Source organism: Paenibacillus luteus, from assembly GCF_006542765.1.
Taxonomy (GTDB): domain Bacteria; phylum Bacillota; class Bacilli; order Paenibacillales; family Paenibacillaceae; genus Pristimantibacillus; species Pristimantibacillus luteus.
In genome coordinates this window covers 84,939-109,439 of the sequence record NZ_SKCD01000001.1, presented here as the reverse complement: position 1 = coordinate 109,439, position 24,501 = coordinate 84,939, and the positions used below count along the sequence as shown (strand labels likewise).

16 protein-coding genes are annotated in these 24,501 nt (G+C 48.7%); 12 read left to right on the top strand and 4 right to left on the bottom strand.

Annotated elements, in window-relative coordinates; translation table 11 throughout:
* The first annotated feature begins 3 nt into the window (after positions 1–3).
* The 8 genes from E0496_RS00425 to E0496_RS00390 all read left to right on the top strand — a co-directional run bounded on the left by E0496_RS00425 (position 4) and on the right by E0496_RS00390 (position 14,066).
* Complete coding sequence (locus tag E0496_RS00425) at positions 4–1,062, top strand: polysaccharide pyruvyl transferase family protein (protein WP_141499662.1); 1,059 nt, start codon at positions 4–6, stop codon at positions 1,060–1,062.
* Between the two features lie 256 nt (positions 1,063–1,318).
* Complete coding sequence (gene htpG, locus E0496_RS00420; RefSeq protein ID WP_139992969.1) at positions 1,319–3,199, top strand: molecular chaperone HtpG; 1,881 nt, start codon at positions 1,319–1,321, stop codon at positions 3,197–3,199.
* Between the two features lie 146 nt (positions 3,200–3,345).
* A complete protein-coding gene (locus tag E0496_RS00415) occupies positions 3,346–4,383 on the top strand; it encodes a LacI family DNA-binding transcriptional regulator (protein WP_141499661.1) in 1,038 nt (345 codons plus the stop codon).
* A 119-nt stretch (positions 4,384–4,502) separates the two neighbouring features.
* Positions 4,503–5,861 (top strand): ABC transporter substrate-binding protein, encoded by a 1,359-nt coding sequence (locus tag E0496_RS00410; RefSeq protein ID WP_141499660.1) that lies wholly within the window; start codon positions 4,503–4,505, stop codon positions 5,859–5,861.
* A 111-nt stretch (positions 5,862–5,972) separates the two neighbouring features.
* Complete coding sequence (locus E0496_RS00405; protein ID WP_139992975.1) at positions 5,973–6,902, top strand: carbohydrate ABC transporter permease; 930 nt, start codon at positions 5,973–5,975, stop codon at positions 6,900–6,902.
* Positions 6,903–6,906: 4 nt separating this feature from the next.
* Positions 6,907–7,758: a carbohydrate ABC transporter permease gene (locus tag E0496_RS00400; RefSeq protein WP_139992977.1), complete on the top strand. Its 852-nt coding sequence runs from the start codon at positions 6,907–6,909 to the stop codon at positions 7,756–7,758.
* A gap of 26 nt (positions 7,759–7,784) precedes the next feature.
* A complete protein-coding gene (locus E0496_RS00395; protein ID WP_141499659.1) occupies positions 7,785–9,758 on the top strand; it encodes a glycoside hydrolase family 127 protein in 1,974 nt (657 codons plus the stop codon).
* A gap of 243 nt (positions 9,759–10,001) precedes the next feature.
* Positions 10,002–14,066, top strand: coding sequence for a DUF5695 domain-containing protein (locus E0496_RS00390; RefSeq protein ID WP_241674467.1), 4,065 nt, complete (start codon positions 10,002–10,004; stop codon positions 14,064–14,066).
* A 138-nt stretch (positions 14,067–14,204) separates the two neighbouring features.
* Here the strand turns inward: E0496_RS00390 and E0496_RS00385 are convergent, their stop codons facing one another.
* The 4 genes from E0496_RS00385 to E0496_RS00365 form a co-directional block, all read right to left on the bottom strand.
* A complete protein-coding gene (locus E0496_RS00385; protein WP_141499658.1) occupies positions 14,205–14,513 on the bottom strand; it encodes a hypothetical protein in 309 nt (102 codons plus the stop codon).
* 262 nt (positions 14,514–14,775) lie between these two features.
* Positions 14,776–16,323 (bottom strand): GGDEF domain-containing protein, encoded by a 1,548-nt coding sequence (locus tag E0496_RS00375; RefSeq protein ID WP_141499657.1) that lies wholly within the window; start codon positions 16,321–16,323, stop codon positions 14,776–14,778.
* 269 nt (positions 16,324–16,592) lie between these two features.
* Complete coding sequence (locus E0496_RS00370) at positions 16,593–18,221, bottom strand: response regulator transcription factor (protein ID WP_161601267.1); 1,629 nt, start codon at positions 18,219–18,221, stop codon at positions 16,593–16,595.
* Positions 18,190–20,031: a sensor histidine kinase gene (locus E0496_RS00365; RefSeq protein WP_141499655.1), complete on the bottom strand. Its 1,842-nt coding sequence runs from the start codon at positions 20,029–20,031 to the stop codon at positions 18,190–18,192. The genes E0496_RS00370 and E0496_RS00365 overlap by 32 nt, the downstream gene beginning before the upstream one ends.
* A 195-nt stretch (positions 20,032–20,226) precedes the next feature.
* Between E0496_RS00365 and E0496_RS00360 the strand changes: the two genes are divergently transcribed.
* The 4 genes from E0496_RS00360 to E0496_RS00345 all read left to right on the top strand — a co-directional run bounded on the left by E0496_RS00360 (position 20,227) and on the right by E0496_RS00345 (position 24,486).
* Positions 20,227–21,591 (top strand): ABC transporter substrate-binding protein, encoded by a 1,365-nt coding sequence (locus tag E0496_RS00360; RefSeq protein WP_161601266.1) that lies wholly within the window; start codon positions 20,227–20,229, stop codon positions 21,589–21,591.
* Positions 21,592–21,676: 85 nt separating this feature from the next.
* On the top strand, positions 21,677–22,561 hold the full coding sequence (locus E0496_RS00355) for a carbohydrate ABC transporter permease (RefSeq protein WP_141499751.1): 885 nt from the start codon (positions 21,677–21,679) through the stop codon (positions 22,559–22,561).
* A 43-nt stretch (positions 22,562–22,604) separates the two neighbouring features.
* The gene (locus E0496_RS00350) at positions 22,605–23,492 is read left to right on the top strand and encodes a carbohydrate ABC transporter permease (protein ID WP_241674466.1); all 888 of its coding nucleotides are present in this window, start codon (positions 22,605–22,607) and stop codon (positions 23,490–23,492) included.
* 130 nt (positions 23,493–23,622) lie between these two features.
* Complete coding sequence (locus tag E0496_RS00345) at positions 23,623–24,486, top strand: ABC transporter permease (RefSeq protein WP_141499750.1); 864 nt, start codon at positions 23,623–23,625, stop codon at positions 24,484–24,486.
* The last annotated feature ends 15 nt before the right edge of the window (positions 24,487–24,501 follow it).

Here is a 24,501-nt window from a genome sequence, read left to right as displayed (position 1 = left end):
GAGATGAAAAGAATTTTATATGTAGGCTGGCTTGGATTTAACAATATAGGTGATGAATTAATGTGGCTGTTGTTCCGTGATCTATGCCGGTCGTATTTGCCTGACAAGCATTATGACGTTATTCCTTCGATTCCCGGTGTCGATATCCGTAATCCGGGCCCTTATGATACGGTGGTACTTGGAGGTGGCTCACTGCTTATCCCAGGCTATATCGACATTGCCTATCAAGCGGCGGCAAAGAAGAAAAATGTGATCATTTGGGGAAGTGGTCACGACCGCCAGGATTACCCTGTTTTTGATGCAGCGGGGAAAATAACGACGAATCTGGCGTATACAGGAGAAAACCAAGCGACAAATGGCAAGCTAATGGAACTGGCGCAGAAATCGGTTTTTTTCGGAGTTCGCGGACCGTTGTCTCATCAGTTTCTGGAGCACTCCGGCGTTCCCAAAGCACAGACGATCATAGGCGGCGATCCTGCCTTCTTGCTGCCCGCCCCGTCGCCGGTCCACCCATCCAAGAAGTCACGGACGATCGGCGTTAACTGGGGTACTGCTTATAACCGCATATTTGGCGGGAGCGAAGAGACGGTGGAGAAGCATTTGGTTCAGTCGCTTAGCGCCTTGATTGCTCAAGGTTATAAGATTAACATTTATTCGGTATGGGGACCTGACCGCGAGGCGTGCAAGCGATTATACGCGAAGCTTGGGGATGAGGAGAATGTCGAACTGGATCTGGAGCTTTACCATCATGAAGATCTGCTTGAGAAGCTGAAATCCTACGCGCTGACTATTAACTTTAAGCTGCATGCCAGCTATCTTTCCGCATCGGCGGGGGTCCCTTTCGTTTGTCTCGGTTATCGTTTCAAAGCGATTGATTTTGGGCTTTCGCTTAAGCTGCCTGAATTTGTGCTCTCAACAGGAGACGAACAGCTCAGCGTCAGCATATTGGACAGAGTAGGCAAGATTGAGAAAGGGGCAGATAAAATACGCGAAACCTTCTACACGCAGCAGCGCCATTACCGGAGCCTATTAGAAACGCCTTTCCAAGAAGGCCTGTTTTAATCCGATAACGATTCACTTGTGAAAAAGAGCCATTCCAAAAGGTCCTCGACCTTCTGAACGGCTTCTTTTTTTTGTTATTTTCCGAGCTGCCGGTTGACATTAAAAAATGGTTTATGTTATATAAAAATAAGGATTAGCACTCTAAGGAATTGAGTGCTAAGATAGAGGCTGATGCAGTTGTGCATTTGTACAAGCCTCCTGTCACAAATCCTTAATGATTTTATGATTGATGAATGGAAAGGGGAACGACCTACTCATGTCCAAAAAACAGTTTAAAGCAGAATCGAAACGACTGCTGGAAATGATGATTAACTCCATTTATACGCAAAGAGAGATTTTTCTGAGAGAGCTTGTATCGAACGCGAGCGATGCGATCGACAAATTATATTACAAAGCTCTGACGGATGATCAGCTCGTTTTCAACAAAGAGGATTATTACATCAAGGTAGTTGCAGATAAAGCAAACCGTACGCTGACCATTACGGATACAGGCATCGGCATGACGAAGGAGGACCTTGAGAACAATCTTGGCGTCATTGCCAAGAGCGGCTCCTTTGCCTTTAAGAAGGAGAACGAGCTTAAGGACGGCCATAATATTATCGGCCAATTCGGCGTAGGCTTCTACTCGGCGTTCATGGTTGCGGACGTGGTGACGGTCGTATCGAAGACGCTTGGCAGCGATGAGGCGTTCAAATGGGAGTCAACAGGTGCGGACGGTTATACCATTGAGCCTTGCGAGAAGGACACCGTAGGTACGGAAATCGTGCTGAACATCAAGGAAAACACCGAGGATGACCAGTATGATGAGTATTTGGAGGAATATCGCTTAAAATCAATTATCAAAAAATATTCCGATTTCATTCGTTATCCGATCAAGATGGACGTCAAGGGACAGCGTCCGAAAGCGGACAGCGAGAATGAGTTTGAGGAATACCAGGAAGAGCAAACGGTCAACAGCATGGTGCCGATCTGGCGCAAAAACAAAAACGAGCTGACTGCTGATGATTATGAGCAGTTTTATTTCGAGAAGCGTTACGGCTTCGATAAGCCAATCAAGCATTTGCACATAAGCGCGGACGGCGCTGTAGTATATAACGCGATTTTGTATATTCCGGAAAATACGCCATTCGACTATTACACGAAGGAATACGAGAAAGGGCTGGAGCTTTATTCGAACGGCGTTCTCATCATGGAGAAATGCTCGGACTTGCTGCCCGACTATTTCAGCTTCGTGAAAGGGATGGTAGATTCCGAGGATCTGTCGCTGAATATTTCCAGAGAGATGCTTCAGCATGACCGCCAGTTGAAGCTGATCGCGAAAAATATCAACAGTAAAATCAAAAGCGCGCTGCTTGGCATTCTGAAGGATGAGCGCGAGAAGTATGAGACCTTCTACAAAGCGTTCGGCAGACAGCTGAAATTTGGCGTATACAATGATTACGGCGCTAACAAGGACGTGCTGCAGGATCTGCTGCTATTCCACTCCTCCAAGGAAAACAAGCTGGTTACGCTGGATGAGTACGTATCGCGTATGGCAGAGGATCAGAAATATATCTACTACGCATCAGGTGAATCGATTGAGCGGATCGAGCGCTTGCCGCAAACGGAAATGGTTTCTGACAAGGGCTACGAGATTTTGTACTTCACGGACGATATCGATGAGTTTGCGATTAAAATCGTAGCGAAATACAAAGATAAAGAATTCAAATCGGTCTCAAGCGGCGATCTTGGCATCGAAGCGGACGAGAAGGATAAGGAAACAGCTGAAGAGCAGGATGCCAACAAAGAGCTATTCGAGCAAATGAAAACGATCCTTGCAGGCAAAGTGAAGGACGTTAAAGCGTCGAAACGTTTGAAAACCCACCCGGTATGCTTGTCTACTGAGGGCGAGGTTACGATCGAGATGGAGAAAATCTTGAAGGCGATGCCAAACAGCCAAGACGTAAAAGCGGACAAGGTGCTCGAAATCAACGTCAATCACGACATTTTCCAATCGCTAAAAGCAGCTAACGAGCAGGATAAAGAGAAGCTGGGCCTTTATACAACCTTGTTGTACAATCAGGCGCTGCTGATTGAGGGCTTGCCAATTCAAGACCCTGTTGCGTTCACGAACGATATTTGTAAAGTAATGGTTTAAGAACCAATTGCCCGTGGGATGGCCTTCATTGTGAAGGTTGTTCCACGGGTTTGTATTTATTTACAAAAAAGCGCTTGCAGAAAAAGCAGTTAATGTGATATAACCGAATTATACAAAATCTAAACGTTTAAAAAAGGGGTGCTCGCGTGACTAACATAAGCATTAAAGACATCGCCGCAAAGGCGCAGGTATCCACAGCGACAGTATCCTATGTATTAAACGGCACACGCAATGTCAAGCAAAATACTCGGGAACGGGTGCTTCAAGTCATTGAGGAAATGAATTACAAGCCCAATAATGCTGCCCAGAGCTTAAAGCGCAGGCGAACCAACACGATCGGCGTTATTGCGGAGGATGTAACGGTATTTAACGTACCGGAAATCATTGACGGCATTCATGATTGCGCAGAGCGGCTCGATATGCATATTTTGCTAACGAACATGAGGCTGGACAAACGAATTAGACATAGCTTGGACGATATGGACACTTATCGGCAATATGCGGAAAGTGCCGTTTCCGAGCTGCTTAGCAAGCAGGTAGAAGGCATTATTTATATCGGTGTGCATCCGCGTGACTTAACAGGGCTGTGCGATACTTCCGGAAAGCCGATTGTTTATACGTACAGCTACACACAGAGCAACCCTTCTATTCAATACGATGATGAACAAGCAGCTTATGATGCGATGAAACATTTGATCGACAAGGGCCATTCGCGAATTGCGATTATTAGTGGAATTATGAATTCCATTCCTTCCCGACTGCGTTTTAACGGTTTTTACAAAGCCGTTACAGAATTTGAGCTGCCCTTTGATCCTTTGCTGATTAAAATGGGCGATTGGGAAGCGGAATCCGGTTACCAGCTGACGAAAGAGCTGCTGGAGCTCTCTGTTCCGCCAACGGCTATACTGGCAATGAATGATGTGATGGCAGTTGGCGTTATGCGGGCGGCGTTTGAGATGGGTTTTGCGATTCCTGAGCAGCTATCGGTTATGGGCTTTGATAATCGTGAGTTCACCCAATATTTGATTCCACGCATTACGACGATGGATTTACCGCTGCATGAGATTGGCTATCAAGCGATGGAAGCCATCTCCCGTATTTTGCAAGGGGAAGACGCTCAGATTTCCGAGAAGCCCTTATGCAGATTAGTTGAAAGAGATTCCGTAGCTCCTCCAAAAAGGTGAACACCTTTTTTTTTAGAGGGTAAGTTAAACGTTTAGATAATGGTTGGAAACGCTTACTTTTAGGTTGGCTATGATCCGATAGGATTGAGCATAAAAAAAACGTTGCGGGGGATGAAGAAATGCGCAAGATGGGTCTAGGTTTGACAGCACTATTCTTAGTTTTGACGATGGCGTTGACAGCATGCAGCAGTACAAATAACGGTACGAACGTTAAGCCTTCGGCTTCGCCGGCAGGGACGGAAGCCGAAGGTGGCGAGGCGCCGCCAGCAGCGGAACCGACAAAGCTGACCCTCTGGACCTTCGTTCAGCAGCATGCCGATTTCTACAACTTTATGGCTGCCGAATGGAATAAGGGCAATCCTGACCAGCAAATTGTGCTTGATGCGCAAAATATACCTTACGACGATATGCACACCCGGTTGCTGCTTGCGCTTCAGTCCGGCAAAGGGGCACCTGATCTGGTTGACATTGAGCAAAGCAAGTTTCCTAACTTTATGAAGGGCGATGTGCAGCTTGTCGAGCTTAACGATATCGTTGAGCCGGAAATTCCGAATATCGTCAAGTCGCGCGTCGAAATTTACAGCAAGGATGGGAAATATTACGGCGTTGATCTTCATGTAGGCGCGACAGTCATGTACTACAATAAAGAGCTGATGGATAAAGCGGGCGTAAATCCAGACGATATTAAGCTTTGGAGCGATGTTGAAACTTACGGAAAAACAGTCGCTGAAAAAACGGGCGTTCCCTTTATTACATTTGAAGGTAGCGGCAACTGGTCTTGGTGGCCGGCCATTAACCAAATGAAGTCGGATCAAGTAGGTCCGGACGGCGAAATCACCGTAGATGATCCGCGCAATATTCAAGCGATGACATTCTTTAAGAAGCTGGTAGACGAGAAAATTGCCGCAGTTTCTCCAGGAACAGGCCATGATACTCCGGAGTACAAAGCCTTTATGAATGGCGGGGGAGCAGCAGCCGTATTTATGCCTTTCTGGTTCATGAACCGCTTTACGGATGAAATGCCTGATCTGAAAGGGAAAATGATTATCCGGCCAATGCCGGCTTGGGAAGTAGGCGGCAACCGCTCGGCTGGTATGGGAGGAACGGGTCTCTCCATTACAAACCAAACCAAAGCGCTGGAACTCTCCAAGAAGTTTCTAGCTTATGCGAAGCTCTCCAAAGAAGGCAATATTCAGGTATGGAAGCAGCTCGGCATGGACCCGATCCGTACTGAGGTTTGGAGCGATCCGGCGATGTCAGAGCCAAATAAGTTTACGGACTACTTCGGCACGGATATTTTCGCAACGCTGACTGAAATTAAAGACGAGATATATCCAGTTAATATTCGTGAGACCTCGCCGAAAGTATTCGACGCCGTTCGCAACGAGATTGTGCCTAAAATTTTTCAATTCGGTGAAGATCCGGAGACGGTGATTAAGAAAGCCGCTGAAGCGCTTCGCAAAGATACAGGGAAATAATTAAATCCATTAAATAGAGAGTAGGATGGCAGCCGGCGCTGCCAGCAGCCGGAAATGAGGCAGCAGCGCTGGTGGTCATTTTGCAACAGATTGCGTAGGGGTGAGACAAATATGAACGCCGGTAAACAAGTCCAATATGGCCAGAGCAGAGCTGTTAGGACAAGAAAGATCAATGGGCAAAAGCTGGCACCCTATCTTTTTATTCTGCCTTTTATTTTATCGTTTCTCATTTTCTTCTCGTACCCGTTATTGAATGCCATTTTGATGAGCTTCCAACGGGTGCTGCCTGGTGACGTCGCATTTATCGGCTTGGATAATTATAAGAAGCTGCTTAACCCTGATTTCTACAAAGCGCTGCTTAACAGCACTCGCTATACCTTCTGGACATTGCTTGTGTTAATACCGCTGCCGCTGCTGCTCGCGGTGTTCCTGAACGCGAAGCTGATGCGTGCTCGAAATTTCTTTAGAGCAAGTCTCTTTATTCCGGCGCTTACCTCCATTGTCGTCGCGGGCATCATCTTTCGCTTAATCTTCAGTGAGCTTGACGGTGCGATTATGAACTCATTTATCAGCTGGTTTGGCTTCGACAGCCAGAAATGGCTGCTTAGCTCATCGCTCAGCATGGTTGCCTTAGTCGTGCTTGCAACATGGCGCTGGGCCGGTATTAATATTCTCTATTTCCTGTCTGCGCTTCAAAGCATTCCAAACGAGCTTTACGAGTCGGCAGACATTGATGGAGCGGGAACGCTAAATAAGTTTTGGAAAATAACGGTACCGCTGCTGCGGCCAATCACGATATATGTGTTTACGATTACGATCTATGGCGGCTACGCGATGTTTACCGAAAGCTTTATGCTGTGGGGGAGCAGAGGATCACCGCAAAATATCGGCCTGACGATGGTAGGCTACATTTACCAGCAGGGCTTTCAATATTTTGATTTGGGCTTTGGCTCGACCATCGGTATCACATTGCTAGCCATAACGCTGCTGGTCAGCATGCTGCAGTTAAATGTGCTTGGTTTCTTTAAGAAGGAGGACTAGTGGGATGGTAGAAAAACGATCAGGGAAAATACCCTCCTTCGTATTGATTGTTTTCTTTTCGGTGCTTGCCGTCATATCGTTGTTTCCGCTGTTTGCTTTATTTCTGGCCTCGGTGAAGCCGGCTTCGGAGCTTTTTCGTTACGGGCTGAATGTGCGGCTTGATTTCGATGTGATGACTTGGGCGAATTACAAGGCTATATTTTCGGGCAAAGGCGGCTCGCAAAACTTTTTTTTCTGGTACCGCAATAGCTTAGTCATTACGGCCGTATTTACTTTGTTATGTTTGTTTTTATCGTCGATGGTAGGATACGGACTCGCCATGTACCGATTCAAGGGAAGAACGCTCGTATTTACGCTGGTGCTGGCCGTAATGATGATTCCGGTCGAAATCATTATTTTGCCGCTCTACAAGCTATCGATTGATCTGTTTATCATCGATTCGATTTGGGGGGTCATTTTGCCATTTGTTGTTGCGCCGCTGCCGATTTTTTTCTTCCGCCAGTTTGCCATGGGTTTGCCCAAGGATTTTATGGATGCAGGAAGAATCGATGGCTGTACGGAAATGGGCATCTTCCTGCGGATCATGGTTCCGCTTATGCTTCCCGCTTACGGGGCCATGACGATTTTGCAGGCGTTGTTCAGCTGGAATAACTTCTTGTGGCCAGTCATCGTGCTGCGGTCGACGGAAAAGTTTACGCTTCCAATTGGCCTTGCAGGCTTGCTGTCGCCAACCAGCAATAATTATGAGGTGCTGCTCGCAGGCTCCATTTTAACCATTTTACCTATACTGCTGCTGTTCCTATTCTTTCAGCGCTTCTTTATCGAAGGCCTGACAGTAGGCGGCGTGAAGGGATAACGATAGAGCGAAAAGGAGAAAGAGGCATGATTAATAAACAGAACCATACGTTCTCCGAGCCATCGGCAGTTCAAAAGGTGAGCATACAGGATCATTTTTGGTCGAACTATATTCAGTTGGTTCGGGATGTCGTGGTTCCTTATCAATGGGAAGTGCTGAATGACCGCGTAGCAGACGCGGAGCCAAGCCACGCGATCCGAAACTTTAAGATTGCTGCCGGACTCGAGCAGGGCTCTTTTTACGGCATGGTGTTTCAGGACAGCGATGTGGCGAAATGGCTGGAGGCGGTCGCTTATTTATTGGAAATGGCGCCTGACCCTGAGCTGGAGAAGGCGGCAGACGAAGTGGTCGCGCTAATTGCCAAAGCGCAGCAGCCCGACGGCTACGTGAACACTTATTTTACGATTAAAGAGCAGGGACAGCGGTGGACGAACTTGGCGGAGTGCCATGAGCTTTACTGCGCAGGCCATCTCATAGAGGCGGCGGTTGCGTATTCGAAAGCGACGGGGAAAAGTGCCATTCTTGATGTTGCCTGCCGATTTGCAGATCATATTGACCACGTATTTGGTTCGGAGCCCGGCAAGCTTCAAGGCTATGACGGACATCAAGAAATTGAGCTGGCTCTGATGAAGCTGTACCGGGCGACAGGCAGAACAAGCTATTTGGAGCTGAGCCGTTTCTTTCTGGACCAGCGCGGCGCGAAGCCTGATTTTTATGAGCAGGAATGGGAAAAACGAGGGAAGACGGTTCATTTTCCTCATCTGTCTATGGTCCATGATTTGGAATACAGCCAAGCCCATCAGCTTGTGCGGGATCAGGAGCAGGCGGTAGGACATGCGGTCCGCGTCGTTTATATGTGTGCCGCAATGGCGGATGTTGCCGCAGAGACGGGAGACGAGGGAATGCTGGCGGCATGCAAAAGGCTGTGGGGAAGCATCGTTTCCAGGCGCATGTACTTGACAGGCGGAATCGGCTCGATGGCGCAGGGAGAGTCCTTTACGCAAGATTATGACCTTCCAAACGATACGATTTATGCGGAGACGTGTGCTTCTATCGGCCTGATTTTCTTTGCACGGCGGATGCTGGAGATGGAACCTAACAGCGAATACGCGAATGTGCTCGAGCGAGCGCTCTATAACACCGTTGTCAGCGGCATGTCTCGGGATGGCAAGCACTTTTTCTATGTGAACCCGCTGGAGGTATACCCGCCGATTCTTGGCAAAAACAAAAATTATGACCATGTGCAGCCCCGCAGGCAGGGCTGGTTCGGCTGTGCATGCTGTCCGCCTAATATTGCTCGTCTGCTTGCTTCTCTTGGCCAATATGTGTATACCGTTCAGGATGACACCATTTATGCCCACTTATATATCGGTGGACAAGCGGATTTTCTTATCAACGAAACGGCCATAAAGCTTGAGCAGCAGTCCAATTATGCTTGGGAAGGGCAAGTACGGTTCACTGTCTCCGTCTCGCAAAAAGCGGAGTTTACGCTGGCCGTGCGGATTCCTGATTGGAGTACAGACGCTAAACTTGTCATCAATGGTGTTGACTACTCCCCTGACGAAAGTGATTTCGTGAATGGATATTTGCGGATCAAGCGGGAGTGGCAGACGGGAGATACGCTTGATATTCGATTCGCTATGCCTGTTCTTCGGATGAAAGGACATCCGCTTATTCGTCAAACGGCCGGCAAAGTCGCGCTGCAGCGGGGGCCATTCGTTTATTGTCTGGAGGAGGCCGATAATGGAGCACAGCTGTATCATTTGAGCCTTCCATCAGCCAGCGAGCCCCAAACCATGTTCGATGCTGATTTGCTCGGAGGCATGCAGGTGATTTTGGTCGAAGGCACGCGTTACGATTCCGCGGATTGGGAAGGTGAATTGTACCGACAGGATACGAGTGATGCCACGGAAAAAACTAATTTGAAATTTATTCCTTATTTTGCTTGGGCGAACAGGGAGCCTGGAGAAATGGCGGTTTGGATAAACAGCTCCCATTAGCTATACATGAACGAACGCTATATTCCCCTAGGTTCAGCAGCAGGCTTTTACGCAAGCGCCGCTCTGAGCATAGGGTTTTTTTTAGTCGTCCTTGCTATAAAAGGAGAGGAGGTGATGCGCGTACTATGACGAAAGGAGGGATAGAGGCGGCAATGCAGGCAGCGTTGCTTAAGACGCAAGGAAGCTAGGGCAACAGGATAATGACATAAGGCTGCTAATAATCTATTTTAGGAGGCATTATGAATGAGGGTCCAATTGCTACCTTTTAACAAGAAAATGCTTATGCTTGGCGCGAGCTTTTTTGTAACCGCTTTATTTCTGCTTTTTACTCCGCAATCAGCGTTTGCCTACACTCTCTCTGACAGTAATTTTAATATTACGACCGGTACCAACGGTGAAATTAATTCGCTCCGGCTAACCGGCGATACGTTCAACACCCAATATGTGATGAATCCGACCGTTACGCCCAACCAAAACACCTCCGATCATCAGTGGCTGGGCGAGCTGATGTTCAAATACCGTTTCGGGACTGGCGCTTGGCAAACGGCGATGACTCAAAGCTCCACCGATGCGAGAACCCAAACGCAAAGCGGAAATACAGTAACGGTAACGTATCAGAATTCTACCAATGCCAACGGTGTAAAAAACTTCAAGCTGGTCAATACCTATTCCCTCGTCAATGATTATTTCCTTTGGCAGTTTGAGGTGACGAATACGGGCACACAAACGATTGAATTCGGCGATGTGGGACTGCCGCTGCCCTTCAACGAGTTTTGGTCAGGCGGAAACAATGAGCAAATCTATGAGACAAGAGTGCTGACTCACTCCTTCGTCGGCAATAACAGCTCTTACATCACGGCAGCACGGCCAAGCGGAATTGGTCCATCGTTATTGATGGTACCGGATGCAAGCACAGGTGCAGGGTTCGAATACCAGGACCGTTGGAGAGTGGAGGAGCACCCGGGCAGTAAATGGGCTATGGATCAAGGCGGATGGGTCGAAGGCTTGAATGTGTTCTATATCCATTCCAACGTGATTAAGAGCACGAACCGCGGATATCTTCCGAACACGAGCTTGACTCTGGCGCCAGGCGCAAGTAAGACGTATGGGTTTAAATTTTTCAAGGTAGCAAATGAAAACGAGGTAAAGGATCGGCTGTATAATGAAGGTCATATTGACGTTACGGTCGTTCCAGGCATGATTGTGCCAACGAATCAAACGGCGAAGTTCGACCTTCATACAACTAAAACGATTAACTCCGTTACGGCGCAATTCCCTTCCGATACGACAATTGTGTCCCTTGGCACAACCGGCACGAATCACAAAATTTATTCTATCCAAATGAACAAGCTGGGGCCGAACAACGTTACCGTCAGCTATGGCAACGGCGAGAAAACGGTTTTGCAATTTTATGCAATAGAGCCGGTGGATGCTGCGCTGCAGCGACATTCTACCTTTATGGTCAACAGCACGCAATGGAACGTGCCGGGCGATCTGAGAGACAAGGTATTCGACGACTGGATGATGGATTCAAACTCGAAGCGGAATGTATTTAATGGCTATTGGGGCTGGGGGGACGATTGGGGCTTGACCCATGGTCAATTCCTCGCCGAGAAAAACGTCCAGACGCCTGTCGCTTCCGAGGTTGAAGCCGTTGACGACTATTTGACTGTTGCCATCTGGGGCAAATTAATGCGTGAGCATCAGACCGATTATCTGATTCATGATTTCCTCATGCCGGACCCGAATGATACGCCAACGTATCGTGGTTACGCTTATCCTCATATTTACAATACCTATTTCAGCATGTACAAGATCGCAAAGCTCTATCCGAGTCTCATCACGTATGACAATCCGAGAAATACTTACCTGCTCCGGGCTTACAATATTTTCAACGCATTATACGGCCCAAGCGTAGCTTACAACTGGAATACGGGCTTAATGGGCGAGCTGACGACACCGGAAATTATTAAAGCTCTGCAGGATGAGGGATACACGGCGGAAGCTAACAATCTCATCTCCAAAATGGCAACCAAATACAATAACTTTGCGAATACGACTTACCCTTACGGATCGGAATACAACTACGACAATACAGGCGAGGAAGCGGTCTATACGCTTGCTAAGATGAACAATAACAATACGATGAAAAGCAAGATCAATACCAAAACGCGTGCGGCGCGCGGACATATGCCAGTATGGTACTACTATACCGATCCGGTAACGATTACGGGAGAAAACTGGTGGAACTTCCAATACACCGTTTCATTGGCAGGTTATGCCATGGACGATTGGATTCGCAACAATTCCACGAATCCTGAAGTGGAGCAGCGCTTATCCTATGCAGCGAAAATCGCCAACGTAGGAGCCATTAACTCCGGTCAGATCAGCTCTGATCCTGCCGATATCGGGGCTGTCGCATGGACTTACCAAGCGGAGAAGGGCAATTATACGGCGCTTGGCCATGGCGGAGGTCCTCTGCAAAACGGCTGGAGGGGCATGTCGGGCGAATCCGATCTGGGACTGTTCGGAGCGATTAAAATTTTGAGTGCCGATGTTGCTGTAGATCCGATCTTCGGCGTTTATTGTTACGGCTGCGACGTAACAGACAGTACGGCAAGCTATACGGTCGTACCGAAGGACGGCGTATTCCAAAGACTGAATCTTATTACTGAGAAATTCGGCATGGAGCTGGAGCGGGATAAATATACGACTGCTACGGTCGCAAAGGCGAAAAACGCGCTAAGCTTTACGCTGAAAAACAGCACGCCAGGTACGGCGCACACAACGAAAGTGGCGCTTAAAGGCCTAGCGGCAGGCTCGTACAATATTTTGATTAATAATATGGCAGCTGGTTCGGTTAATGTGGCTAGTGGCGCGAGTACGACCATTAATTTGAGTATAGGCACGGCAGCCACTTATTCCATCAGCTTGCAGCAAGGGACGCCGCTGCCTAACACGGCGCCAGTCGTTAATGCGGGAACAAGCGGAAGCTTCACGCTGCCTGCAGCCGTTGCGCTTGCAGGAACAGTCACCGATGACGGTTTGCCAAGCGGAACGGTCACGACAACTTGGTCGCTGGTGAGTGGACCGGGAACAGCAGTCTTCGCAAACAGCGGTGCGATTAACACAACGGCAACCGTATCGGCGGCGGGCACCTACGTCTTCCGATTGACGGCAAGCGATGGAAGCCTGTCGGCAAATAATACGGTCACGCATACCGTTAATCCGGCAGCGGCTATACCAGAGATCGTAGCCAATTATTTATTCAATGAAACAAGCGGAACGACAGCAAATGATGCTTCGGGCAACGGCAAGCATGCAACGCTGAGCGGAAGCACTTCATGGGTAGCGGGCAAGTCGGGCAATGCGCTTGATTTGAACGGCACGAATGCTTATGCTAGCCTACCTGCAGGTATTGTCAGTGGTCTGAACGACTTTACAATTGCCGCATGGGTGAAGATTGACAGCTTGAGCAATTGGGCACGCATATTCGATTTCGGTACAGGAACAAGCCAGTATATGTTCCTTGCTCCACAGGTTGGCGGAGCGGGACTTCGGTTTGGCATTACGACCAGCGGGAACGGTGCGGAGCAGCAATTGAATGCGCCAGCACTGCCTACGGGGGTATGGAAGCATGTAGCCGTCACGCTCTCGGGCACAACCGGAAGGTTGTACGTGGACGGCGTACAAGTGGCAAGCAATACGAGCATGACACTGAAACCGTCAAGCCTTGGCAGCACAAGCCTGAACTATATCGGCAAATCCCAGTGGTCCGATCCTTATTTGGACGGAGCCGTAGATGAATTCAAAATTTACAGTAGAGCTTTAAGTGTAACCGAGGTAGGCGCTTTATTCAGCGGTTCGACTGCGGCTTCCAATATCGCTCCGCAGGGCGTTGCGACCACATCCTTTGTGTCATCATGGGAAAGCCTTGCAGGCTTGAACGATGGTTATGCGCCGACCAGCTCGGCGGATCGCGGGCATCCGATCTATGGCAACTGGAACAACCCGAACACAACGCAATGGGTACAATACGATTTTTCCCAAAACTATACGATTTCCAGCATAGAAGTCTATTGGTTCGATGATGACGGGGGCATTGATTTGCCGGCATCGTATACGATTCAATATTGGAATGGCACCGCATGGGTCAATGTCGCCAGTCCGTCAGGACTAGGCCTGCTCGGCAACCAGTATAACACCACGACCTTCACGCCGGTATCAACGAATAAGCTGCGATTGAACGTTACCGCGAAGGCAACAACGTCTACAGGCATATCTTCATGGAGAGTAAACGGCTCTTAAACACAGTTAAACAAAACGCAGCCCTGGTGCATTCGCAGGGCTGCGTTTTTTATTTCTGCAATACGGGATAATAAACTAATCGCGAAGCGTACACCGCATTACAATCCTTTTTAATTAATGACTAAAATTGACTTCCTATTATGCAGTCCTGCCACGATAAATATACATTGTAATTACATTTAATATAATTGTGCCGATGAGCAGAATTGCTGGGACTGATGCGATAACACTTACTGTATCCATAAGAGCAGTCCAATCCTCAGCCTTTATACGTTCATAGAAACTACAAATTTGGAAAAACAACGAAATAGAACAAGCGCTAATGCTCACAATAGAAAGAGTAACCCATTTTTTAGAACGCTTATCATATCTAGCTATATTAATAGCTGGAAGAATCCATGCGGTTGCTCCAAGCACGAGGCTACCAAGATTAAGCCAAGCAATCATATCTAGTCCCCTTTTATATTAATTTTCTGATTCGATGAGGTATTCTCATATTCCTTGCTGTCTATTAAACGAGACCATGCCAAGTAATGTTGCAAATATTTGGTTATGACACCATTAAAGCGATTCCATCCCTTTTTTATGCATAGGAACGGAATGGCCTCCACGAATCAGTGCTTTCCGAGAACAGAAAGTAGGTCACGTCCATGGATAGCAACGGCTCGCTTTCTAGCACAATTGGGGAGCAAACTGCAACTGTATGGTTTTAGAGGGAAGCTGCCTCCTGCATGCTTGCTTCATATACGCTGAAGGTGTTTTTGCCGCTGCGCTTGGCATGATAAAGAGCCTTATCGGCGCATGTATACAGTTCCTCGGAATCTTGGGCGTGTAGAGGTGCAATCCCGATTCCGATGGAGACGGTTGTGCTCAAATCATGGATGACGTTCACGCCTTTGATTACAATGGGACGCTTGAGCTCATGAATGATATGCTTGGCCGCATCCATTGCACCTTGTTCATTGTCGATATGATTAAGAATAACGACGAATTCATCGCCGCCGAGGCGGGCGGTCACATGCTCGGGGTTCGTCACGGCAGAACGAATCCGTTTGCCAATTTCAATAAGAAAGGAATCCCCCGCATCGTGCCCCAGCGTATCGTTTACCCTTTTAAAATTGTCCAGGTCGATATGCAGCAGCGCTGTTATTTTCTTTTTCTTCTTATTTTTTTCAATGGTTGTGCTAAGGGCGCTTTCAAAAGCGGCGCGGTTGGAGAGGCCGGTAAGTAAATCATGAGAAGCCAAATAGAGTGGTCTGGCTACCAGCTTGGAAATGATATAAGAAATAATGAGAGCAATGGCAATGGTAGCTAATAGTTGAAGCAGGAAAACTTGGTTATTTTGCTTCAGTTTGCTTTGTAATTCTGAATGGTTAAAAACAATCTCAATCATCCGCTGATCTGTAAAGCGAGTCACCTCATTGTCGAACTGAACCGTGTACGGGACATACCGGTAGGTGACAGGAAATCCATCTCGCTCGCCCTGAATTTCCTGAACCGATGACTCTATCAGCGCTTTGTTAAACGTAGCGAGATTGCTATGCGATACAAGGAGCGATCTCGTGTCCTCTCCGGTTTTTCCAATTGATTTTCCCGTTGTCGTAAATATGGTGATATCGTTAATATAGCTGTATTTTTGGATGAGGCTGTCACTGATTTCAAGGAAATTAAAGCTTTGAAATACGGGATTACTGTCCAAATAGAGTCCCAGTTCAATTAAGTATTTGTGATCGGGCGTTGGTATGTAGCTATATTTGCGAAGTCTGCCCGTATTTGATTCCTGATCGATTCCATCAGCGGTGAAACGGTTGCCGTTTAATCGCTCTTCCAGCAGGCGCGAGAAAGAGGGGAGTGTGCCGCTATCTTCATTGAAGTTCAGTCCGACGTCTAGTGGGAAGCTGCTGAATCGAACGGTTAGAGAGCGATCAATAACGTAGATATCCATACCGTTCAATTGTTCTTTGAGCGCTTGGTAGTCCCAGGAAGATACATCAGCCTGTTCTCTATATTTTTGCAGCAATTTATCGGAATGGCCCTTCATTTTATTTTCGATGTCTTGATCCGAGAGCTGAAAGGCTTTGTCAGCAGCGGAGACGGCGGCGACAACGGTATCCTCCACTAAAGCGGACTCTCTCTCGTAACTTGCGATTAGATTGGTTTTTAAGCGGTTTTGATTCACCAGGGACACGCTGAGCGTCAGTAAAATGCTGAAGATGCCCATGATGGTCATTAGTTTAGCTTTAAAGCTAAGCTGCACAATACTACCTCCTCTTGGATGTTCATGGACGCAGCCCATGAGAGCAGCAGAAAGAGCTTCCTACAAGGGTTTGGAGGAAAAGAACTGCTAGGTCTATTTACCTAAACTATATATCGGTTGGCGAATTCATTTCGTGAACGGAATGGTGGAAAAAATTTCAATAAAATGGCTAGCCGAATAGCGTTTGCGAATAGGCAGGAGCAGCATTAAAAAAGCTGCCTTCAAGGCGGTTAACCTTGAAGGCAGCTCTATGACTTGCGCATAAGCATTTATTCTGCATTATAGTTTTTCTGGTATTGCCGTGGCGTCAGCCCCGTCCATTTCTTGAAGGTAGAGCTGAAATGGCGCTCTTCCTGGTAGCCTACCAGCTTGGAGACGGCATAGATCTTGTAGCTTTGCCGGAGCAGCTCCTTCGAGCGCTCCACTCGGTACTGATGCAGGTAATCGAGGAAATTGACGCCGAGCTCCTGTTTGAACAGCGAGCTGAGATAGGAATTGCTGACAAAGGTTTCCTTGGCGGCAAGCTCAAGCGTAAGATTCGTATTGTACCGCTGCTTAATAAGCTCAATCGTAGCGGAAACGGTGCGATGCAGTGATTTTTGGTTGGATACCGCCTCCACGATGCTCTGGACAATTTTTTGGAGGACGACAGAGCAATCATCAAGCGTCTCCATATTCGGAATTTGTTCGATCCAGTTCACGAAGCTGTCCTGCCATTCAATGGAGGCAACCTTCCGTTCCCGAGCGAACTTTTGCAGCTCCAGAATCAGGCTTGTGGAGCGCAGGTGCACCTCCGCTTTGGAATAGCCGGAGTTGTTGCGGATATGCGACATGCTGGCTTCGATCGCATCGACAGCTAGTTCATACTGCTCGTTTTGCAGAGCGATGAGCAGTTCTTTCTCAATGCGCTGCAGGAAGGGGTCCTCGAGGATGGAGCTCTTCGCAGCCTGCGGCTTGCCTTGGCCGGCGTAGAAGAAAATGCCGCCCCGGCCCTGATAGAAGCGGGCTTCCATCGCTTCAATTGCTTCCTGATAGCCGATATGGGCCGTATCAACTGAGCGCTGGGCGGAGCTGATGGAGATGCTGATCGAAAGCTTGAGATAAGCCTCGAGGTTAAGCTGCAGCTTCTTCATAGCGCCTTCTACCGCTTCATGCGTCATATGGTCCGGATAATTGCCGATCCAAAGCATCTCGCCCCCATGCCGGAACACCTCCAGATTTCCGCCGTACAGCGGCTGGAGCGTCTCGTCGGTAATGTTCAGCAGGGCGTAACGAATGAGCTCGAGATCCCTTTTCGAAGCAGCGGCATTAGGGCCGTTGCTGGAATCGATTCGGATAATGCCAACCTGGACCGGTCCTGGCAGAAGCCCCATACCTACTTCCCGCAGGACGCTTTGACGGTTCTCGAGCGGCATTAACGGCTGCTGAATCCACTGGGATAAAATTTGGTTTTTGAGCAAGTGAATGTTGCGGTTCCAGCTGCGGTTAAGATCGGACAACGCCTTATCCTCGTTTTCCGAGTCCTCGATTTTTTGCTTGAGCTCCAAAATTACCCGCACGATGTCATGCGGCATGCATGGCTTTAAGAGATAATCCGATACGCCGAGCTTGATTGCTTCCTTGGCGTATTCGAACTCGTTATAGCCTGTGAGCAGCACCGAGCGAAATTCAAGCCCGGCGGCTTTGGCCTCGCGGATCAGGTCCAGACCGTTCAGATGAGGCATGCGGATGTCGGTGAGAAGCAGATCCGGCGGATCATTTATAATCATTTCCAGTGCCTGCCTGCCATTTTCCGCTTCCCCCGCAATTTCAATGCCGTATAGCTTCCAATCCACTAACGTAAGTATGCCTTCACGGAAGGATTGCTCATCCTCCGCTACGATCATTTTTAGCGCCATGCCCATCGCCCCTTTGTTTGATTCGCAGTTGCACTCTTGTACCTAAGCCTTCCCGGCTTACGATCTCAAATTCCGCCTGCTCGTAAAATAAGGCAAGCCTTTCCTTAATATTGGATAACGCCATCCCCGAGTGGGGGGCATTCATCTGCAAGGCTTTCATCGGCTCCTGCTCGGGAGCCCTATTCAAGCGTTGAACTTGCGCTGCGGGCATGCCGGGCCCATTATCTGCAACCTCAAGCACAATGTGTGTGTCCTCGGTGTAAGCCCGGACATGGATGTGGCCGTTGCCGCCGGAGGGCTCGATGGCATGAACGATAGCATTCTCGACCAGCGGCTGCAGCAGCAGCTTCGGCATGCGGAAATGCTGAATGGACGGCTCCATATCTATCTCGAAATTAAACCGGGTAGTAAACCTTTTTTTCTGCAAAAATAAATAGTTCCGTACCAGCTCCATCTCATGCTCCAATTCGACAAAGTCGTTGCCGCTGTTGAGGCTCAGCCGGAACACCTGGGAGAGGGACACGACCATTTCGGATATTTCGTTGTCGCCTTTCTGCATGGCCGTCCAGTTGATCATATTCAAGGTGTTATATAGAAAATGCGGATTGATTTGCGATTGCAGCGCTTTAAGCTCGGCTTCCTTTTCCTTCAGCCGCGAGGCATACACATCGTCGATCAATGTCTTAATCCGCCCGACCATCGTATTGTAAAGGTGTCCGAGCCGGCCGATCTCATCATTACCGTTAAAATGTACCCGCTGCGAGAAATCGCCGGTCTGGAGCGCCTTCATGGACAGCATGAGCTTCTTCATCGGATTGGTGACGATGCGGGCGATGACCCAGGAGAGGGCAATCGTCACTAGAGTAACGACGGCCATGATCGAGAAGGTGACCGATCCGATATGCTTGAGCTCAAGCACCAGCTTGCTGCGGTCCTGGATGACGACCGTATGCCAGCCGGTAATGTCAGATACGGAATCGGACACGATGTATTGCTCGTTGCTCTTCAGCATCGCCAGGCCACGTTCGGGATGAATCGTTTCCGTATCCGTCTCATTGAACATCGGAAGCACGGTTACCGGCTTGCCGATCCACTTGATGTCCGTAGCTGCAAGCACAATGCCTTGATCGTTCATGATGAATTGGGCGGCATCCTCGTTGTCGTGGTATAAGGTTTTGCTCAGCTTATCCGAATCCATTCCGATAATGAGCAGTCCAGTGCGCGCGTAATTGTAAAAGTTTTTGTAAGGCTTGATCAGGACGATCTTGTGGTGGTAGTCGCCCGGTAAAATGTAATCCGATGGATAGAACATATCCCATATTTGCCCGGAAGGCGATTTCGCCAGCCTCTCATAATAACGGGTCTTGGCAAAGCCATCCAAACTGATAGCGCTTGCAATACCTGTCTGCGTGATGGCAAACGGCGCTCCCGAGTTTTCCTCGCTGGAGGTTGGGTAAAGGATGAGCGATTGAATCGTTTCGTTCGTCACCATCAGCGGCAGCAGATTCTTGTATACTTGATCGCGCTGCTGCGGCGTATCCCCGTTCATCAGCATGCCTTGCACGGTCGGGTTCAAGAACAAATAATTGGCGAAGCTGAGCGTGCTCTTGGCAAAATAGTCCAGCTGGTCCTTCGTCTTGATCGCCATGTTCATCTGGGATTGGCGAAGCTTATCGACCACCTCGCCCGAGGCGATGTAATAGGAATACAGTCCGGTAATGCCTACCGTTACGATCAGAAGCGGGATGACTAAGGTAAGCAGTTTGCGCTGCAAGGTAATATGTCGAAATGGTGGAAAAATTGCTCTCATCCTATTCACCTTTAGCCAGTTGAATTTGTGATTTCAGTATACCAAGAATTAAATCGGGGCAGGGGCTTTTTGCCTATGATCCAAAAAATGAGGCATCTATTCTAAATTATGGGTCATATTTTGGCGCGTGGATTCCAAGTTATAATGGGGGCAGAACAGGAAACGCCTGGTCAAATAAATAAAGGTGGGGTAGCGATGAGAAAAATATGGATCACGCTCGTAGCCATGCTGATGGTATTTTCGGTGGCAGCATGCAGCTCTGGCAACAACGGAACAAACGGAAACAAGGGGGCTTCGCCAAGCCCGACGAATGAGACGAAGGAGACGGCTGCGCCAGACGAGGGCAAGAAAGCCGATCCGGTTACGCTTAAGTTTTTCACGGCGCTTGCTGACCGCTCGAACGGAGCAGGCAAAATCGAGCAAGCGATCATCGACAGCTATATGGCTGAAAATCCGAACGTGAAAATTGAAGTCGAAGCGCTTCAGGATGAGCCTTACAAAGCGAAGATCAAAGTATACGCCTCAACGGATGCATTGCCCGATATTATTCAGGCTTGGGGACAGACCTCCTTCATCAAACCTCTTATTGACAACAACATGCTGCTTGAGCTGAACGAATCGGAATTCGCTAGCAGCAACTTCGTGCCAGGGGCGAAGGATGGCTTCTCCCAAGACGGCAAGCTGTACGGATTGCCGCGCGGTACCGATTTCCTCGTGATCTACTACAACAAGAAGCTGTTTGACGACAATGGCCTAAGCGTGCCGACAACGACGGCAGAATTGCTAGAGGTGTCGAAGCAGCTGAGAGCAAAAGGCATCAACCCCATTGCGACAAACGCGATGGAAGGCTGGTCGCTTCCGATCTGGTTCGAATATGCATCGCAGCGCCACACAGGCGATTTCAACAAAATGGATGCCGTGCTGAAAGGAGAAGGCAAGTTCTCCGGCGATGCCGACTTCCTTGCAGCGGCGCAGGATATTGCTGCCCTAGCTGAAAATAAAGGTTTGGCTGACGGCTTCCTGACAGCAGATTACGGCACATCCCGCAATCTGTTCGGCCAAGGCCAAGCAGCGATGTACGTGATGGGCAACTGGGAAGCAGGGCTTGCAACGGACGAGAACTTCCCTGAAGAGTTCCGCAACAATGTAGGCGCGATCTCCTACCCTGCATCGGATAAAGGAAAAGCGACCGATGTAGCGGCATGGTATGGCGGCGGATACTCGGTATCCAAAACTTCCAAGAACACGGAAGCAGCAGTAGCATTCCTGAAATATTTCTTCGCGCCAGAGAACTGGACGAAGCAGGTATGGGAGACCGGTTCCGGCACGCCGGCCCAAAAATTTGATCAATTCCTGACAGGCAACGAGACCGCGCTGCAAAAGCAGCTGGTCGATATCTTTAGCGCCATGACTTCTTCAAGCGGCACGCCGGTCCATGATAATGGCACGGATGAATTCAAGACCAAAGTGATGGAAGCGCACCAGAAGCTGTTCGGCAAGCAAATTACGCCAGAGCAATTTTTAACGGAAATGGATGCAGCGGTTGCTGTACTGAAATAAACAAAGATGAACCTGTCAAATGTGCGGCAGACGAACCTGGGTTCGGCTGCCTGCCTTTGCTGGCAAAGAGAGAGCGGGGAGAACCATGCACAAACTGATGAGCAATCGGATCACCATTTTCTGGCTAGTCGCACCTGGCTTTCTGCTGTTTCTCTTCATGGTTTGCTTTCCGATTATCATGAGTGGTTACTACGGCACGACGAATTGGACCGGAATTGGCGCATACGAGTTCGTTGGAGTCGATAATTATACGAAGATTTTATTTCATGATGGCGTTTTTTGGCGCTCATTGCTTAATGCTCTGCTGCTGCTCGCAGCGACGCTGCTTATTCAGCATCCGCTCGCGCTGCTGTTTGCGATATTCGTCACCCATGCAGGCAAGTTTGAAAAATGGTTCCGGGCCATCTTCTTTATACCAGCTGTTATTTCTATCGTCGTTACTTCGAAAATGTGGGTAAGCGTATTTCATCCGAATTTCGGGATGTTGAATAAATTGCTGGAGGGCGTAGGCCTCGGCACATGGAAGCAGGATTGGCTCGGCGATCCGCAAATCGCCATCTGGTGTGTCATTGTCGTTGTGATGTGGCAGGGCTTTGGATATGCGCTGCTTCTGTATTATGCCGGGCTTCAAGGCATACCTAAGGATCTGTTCGAAGCGGCCGAGCTTGACGGTGCCGGACGCGTGAACCTGTATACGCGGGTCATTATTCCGCTGCTATCGCCCATGGTACGAGTGGCGGTAGTCATTGCCGTTACCGCCTGCCTTAAGCAGATGGAGACTGTATTTCTCATGACGAACGGCGGACCGGCCAACACGACGCAATTCATTGGCAACTACTTGTACAAAACAGCGTTTTCTTCCTCGCTGTACGGCTACGGCAACGCAATCTCCGTCGTATTCGTAATCATCTGCTTGATCATTACGCTGGCGATGAACAAGGCATTCAAAAAGGAAGTAGGCGAATTCTAGCACCGACACGATAGGCTATACGATTTTGATAGGAGGCATGCTTGTGGGAGCCATCACAGCCCAGACTAACCAGCAAACGGCGGGCAGCAAGAAAAAGAAGGATGCCGCATCGCCCGCGTTAAAGACCGTTCTCCATCTTATTTTGTGGGGAGTGGCGCTGCTGCAAATTTTTCCGCTCATCTGGCTCATTAATTATTCCTTTCTGAAGAGCGGCGATTTTTTTGGCAGCGGCATTTTGAAATGGCCTAAATCGTTTGAATGGAATAACTATGTGAATGCATTCACATACGGGAGCGTTCCGCGCTTCCTGCTGAATAGCTTATTCATTACGACCGTGACGATTTTAGTCGCCGCTTTCCTGGCGCTCATGCTGAGCTATGCGTTCACGCGAATGGAGTGGAAGCTGCGCGGGCCGGCAATGGCCTTCATCATGCTGGGGATGATCGTTCCGATCCACGCGACGCTGCTGCCGAACTTTATTTTGTTCGATAAGCTGAATCTGATCGACAATCCGTTGTCGCTTATTTTACCGTATATTGCTTTTTCCCTGCCGATCAGCCTGCTTATCATTTCAGGCTTTCTCGAGACGATTCCAAGAAGCATTGAGGAGTCGGCAGTCATGGATGGCTGCTCCGTCTTTGGCGTCATCTTCCGCATTATTATGCCAATTACGAAGCCTGCGATTGCAACGGTCTGCATTATGAACTTTATTAGCTGGTGGAATGAATTTATTATGGCCAATACGTTCCTGACCTCCGAGACCTTCAAGACATTGCCGTTTTCTATTATGAAGTTCACAGGGCAATATTCCTCCAACTATGGCGCTCAGTTCGCGGTTATGACAATCATTGCGTTGCCGACCGTTATTATTTACCTGCTGTTTACAGAGCAAATGTCGCGCGGCATTACGGCAGGTGCAGTGAAGGGTTAAGCCAGGCAAATATGGAGAGAGAGGCGAGGGTAGCGTGCAAACACCAGTGACGGCGAATACGGCGGTTAGCGTCCCGCGCAGGCAAAAACCGCTTTGGCGGCGGTTTTTGGCGCAGTGGCAGGTGCAGCTGATGATTTTTCCTGCTTTAATCTTTATTTTTATTTTTAATTATATCCCTATGTATGGCGTGCTTATGGCCTTTCAGGATTACAGCTTGTTTAAAGGTTTTTTCGGCAGCACATGGGCGGGGTTTAAGCATTTTGAAATGTTTTTCAACTCGCCCGACTTCTTCCGCGTCATCCGCAACACCATTGTCATCAGCTTATTGAAGCTGGTCATTAACTTCCCTGCGCCGATCCTGCTTGCGCTGATGTTGAATGAAGTCAGAAACCTGGCGTTCAAAAAGATCATTCAAACGATCAGCTACCTGCCCCATTTCTTGTCGTGGGTTATCGTGTCGGGCTTTACGATCTCGATCTTGTCCGTGGACAACGGGAGCTTGAACATTTCCCTTCAGGCGCTCGGACTTATCGATAAACCGATTAACTTCCTGTCGCTGCCCGAATATTTCTGGGGCATTATCGTGACGACGAACCTGTGGAAGGAAATCGGCTTTGCTACAATCGTATATTTGGCGGCTATCGCCGGCGTGAATCCAAGCTTATATGAAGCGGCTTCGATTGACGGAGCAAGCAAATTCAAACAGATTTTTCTGATAACGCTTCCATCCATAACGCCGGTCATTATTATTTTCCTCATTCTGAACATCGGCAGCTTGTTGAATGCGGGCTTCGATGATTTGCTCCTGCTTGGCAGAAGCGCAATGCTTCGCGATGTGGCAGAGGTCATCGATACCTATGCTTACCGAATCGGGATTATCAATAACCGCTTCTCGTATGCGGCTGCTGTCGGTTTGTTCAAGGCAGTCATTAGCGTAGGGCTGCTGACCATGGCGAATTTTTTAGCCAGAAGAGCGGGTACAAGCCTATGGTAATGCGGACCGAGCCTG

Bases quoted from the DNA above. Each gene is read 5' to 3' on its own strand.
- E0496_RS00425 (WP_141499662.1), top strand. From the start codon at position 4: ATGAAAAGAATTTTATATGTAGGCTGGCTTGGATTTAACAATATAGGT.
- htpG (WP_139992969.1), top strand. From the start codon at position 1,319: ATGTCCAAAAAACAGTTTAAAGCAGAATCGAAACGACTGCTGGAAATG.
- E0496_RS00410 (WP_141499660.1), top strand. From the start codon at position 4,503: ATGCGCAAGATGGGTCTAGGTTTGACAGCACTATTCTTAGTTTTGACG.
- E0496_RS00405 (WP_139992975.1), top strand. From the start codon at position 5,973: ATGAACGCCGGTAAACAAGTCCAATATGGCCAGAGCAGAGCTGTTAGG.
- E0496_RS00400 (WP_139992977.1), top strand. From the start codon at position 6,907: ATGGTAGAAAAACGATCAGGGAAAATACCCTCCTTCGTATTGATTGTT.
- E0496_RS00395 (WP_141499659.1), top strand. From the start codon at position 7,785: ATGATTAATAAACAGAACCATACGTTCTCCGAGCCATCGGCAGTTCAA.
- E0496_RS00390 (WP_241674467.1), top strand. From the start codon at position 10,002: ATGAGGGTCCAATTGCTACCTTTTAACAAGAAAATGCTTATGCTTGGC.
- E0496_RS00385 (WP_141499658.1), bottom strand. From the start codon at position 14,513: ATGATTGCTTGGCTTAATCTTGGTAGCCTCGTGCTTGGAGCAACCGCA.
- E0496_RS00370 (WP_161601267.1), bottom strand. From the start codon at position 18,221: ATGGCGCTAAAAATGATCGTAGCGGAGGATGAGCAATCCTTCCGTGAA.
- E0496_RS00365 (WP_141499655.1), bottom strand. From the start codon at position 20,031: ATGAGAGCAATTTTTCCACCATTTCGACATATTACCTTGCAGCGCAAA.
- E0496_RS00360 (WP_161601266.1), top strand. From the start codon at position 20,227: ATGAGAAAAATATGGATCACGCTCGTAGCCATGCTGATGGTATTTTCG.
- E0496_RS00355 (WP_141499751.1), top strand. From the start codon at position 21,677: ATGCACAAACTGATGAGCAATCGGATCACCATTTTCTGGCTAGTCGCA.
- E0496_RS00345 (WP_141499750.1), top strand. From the start codon at position 23,623: ATGATTTTTCCTGCTTTAATCTTTATTTTTATTTTTAATTATATCCCT.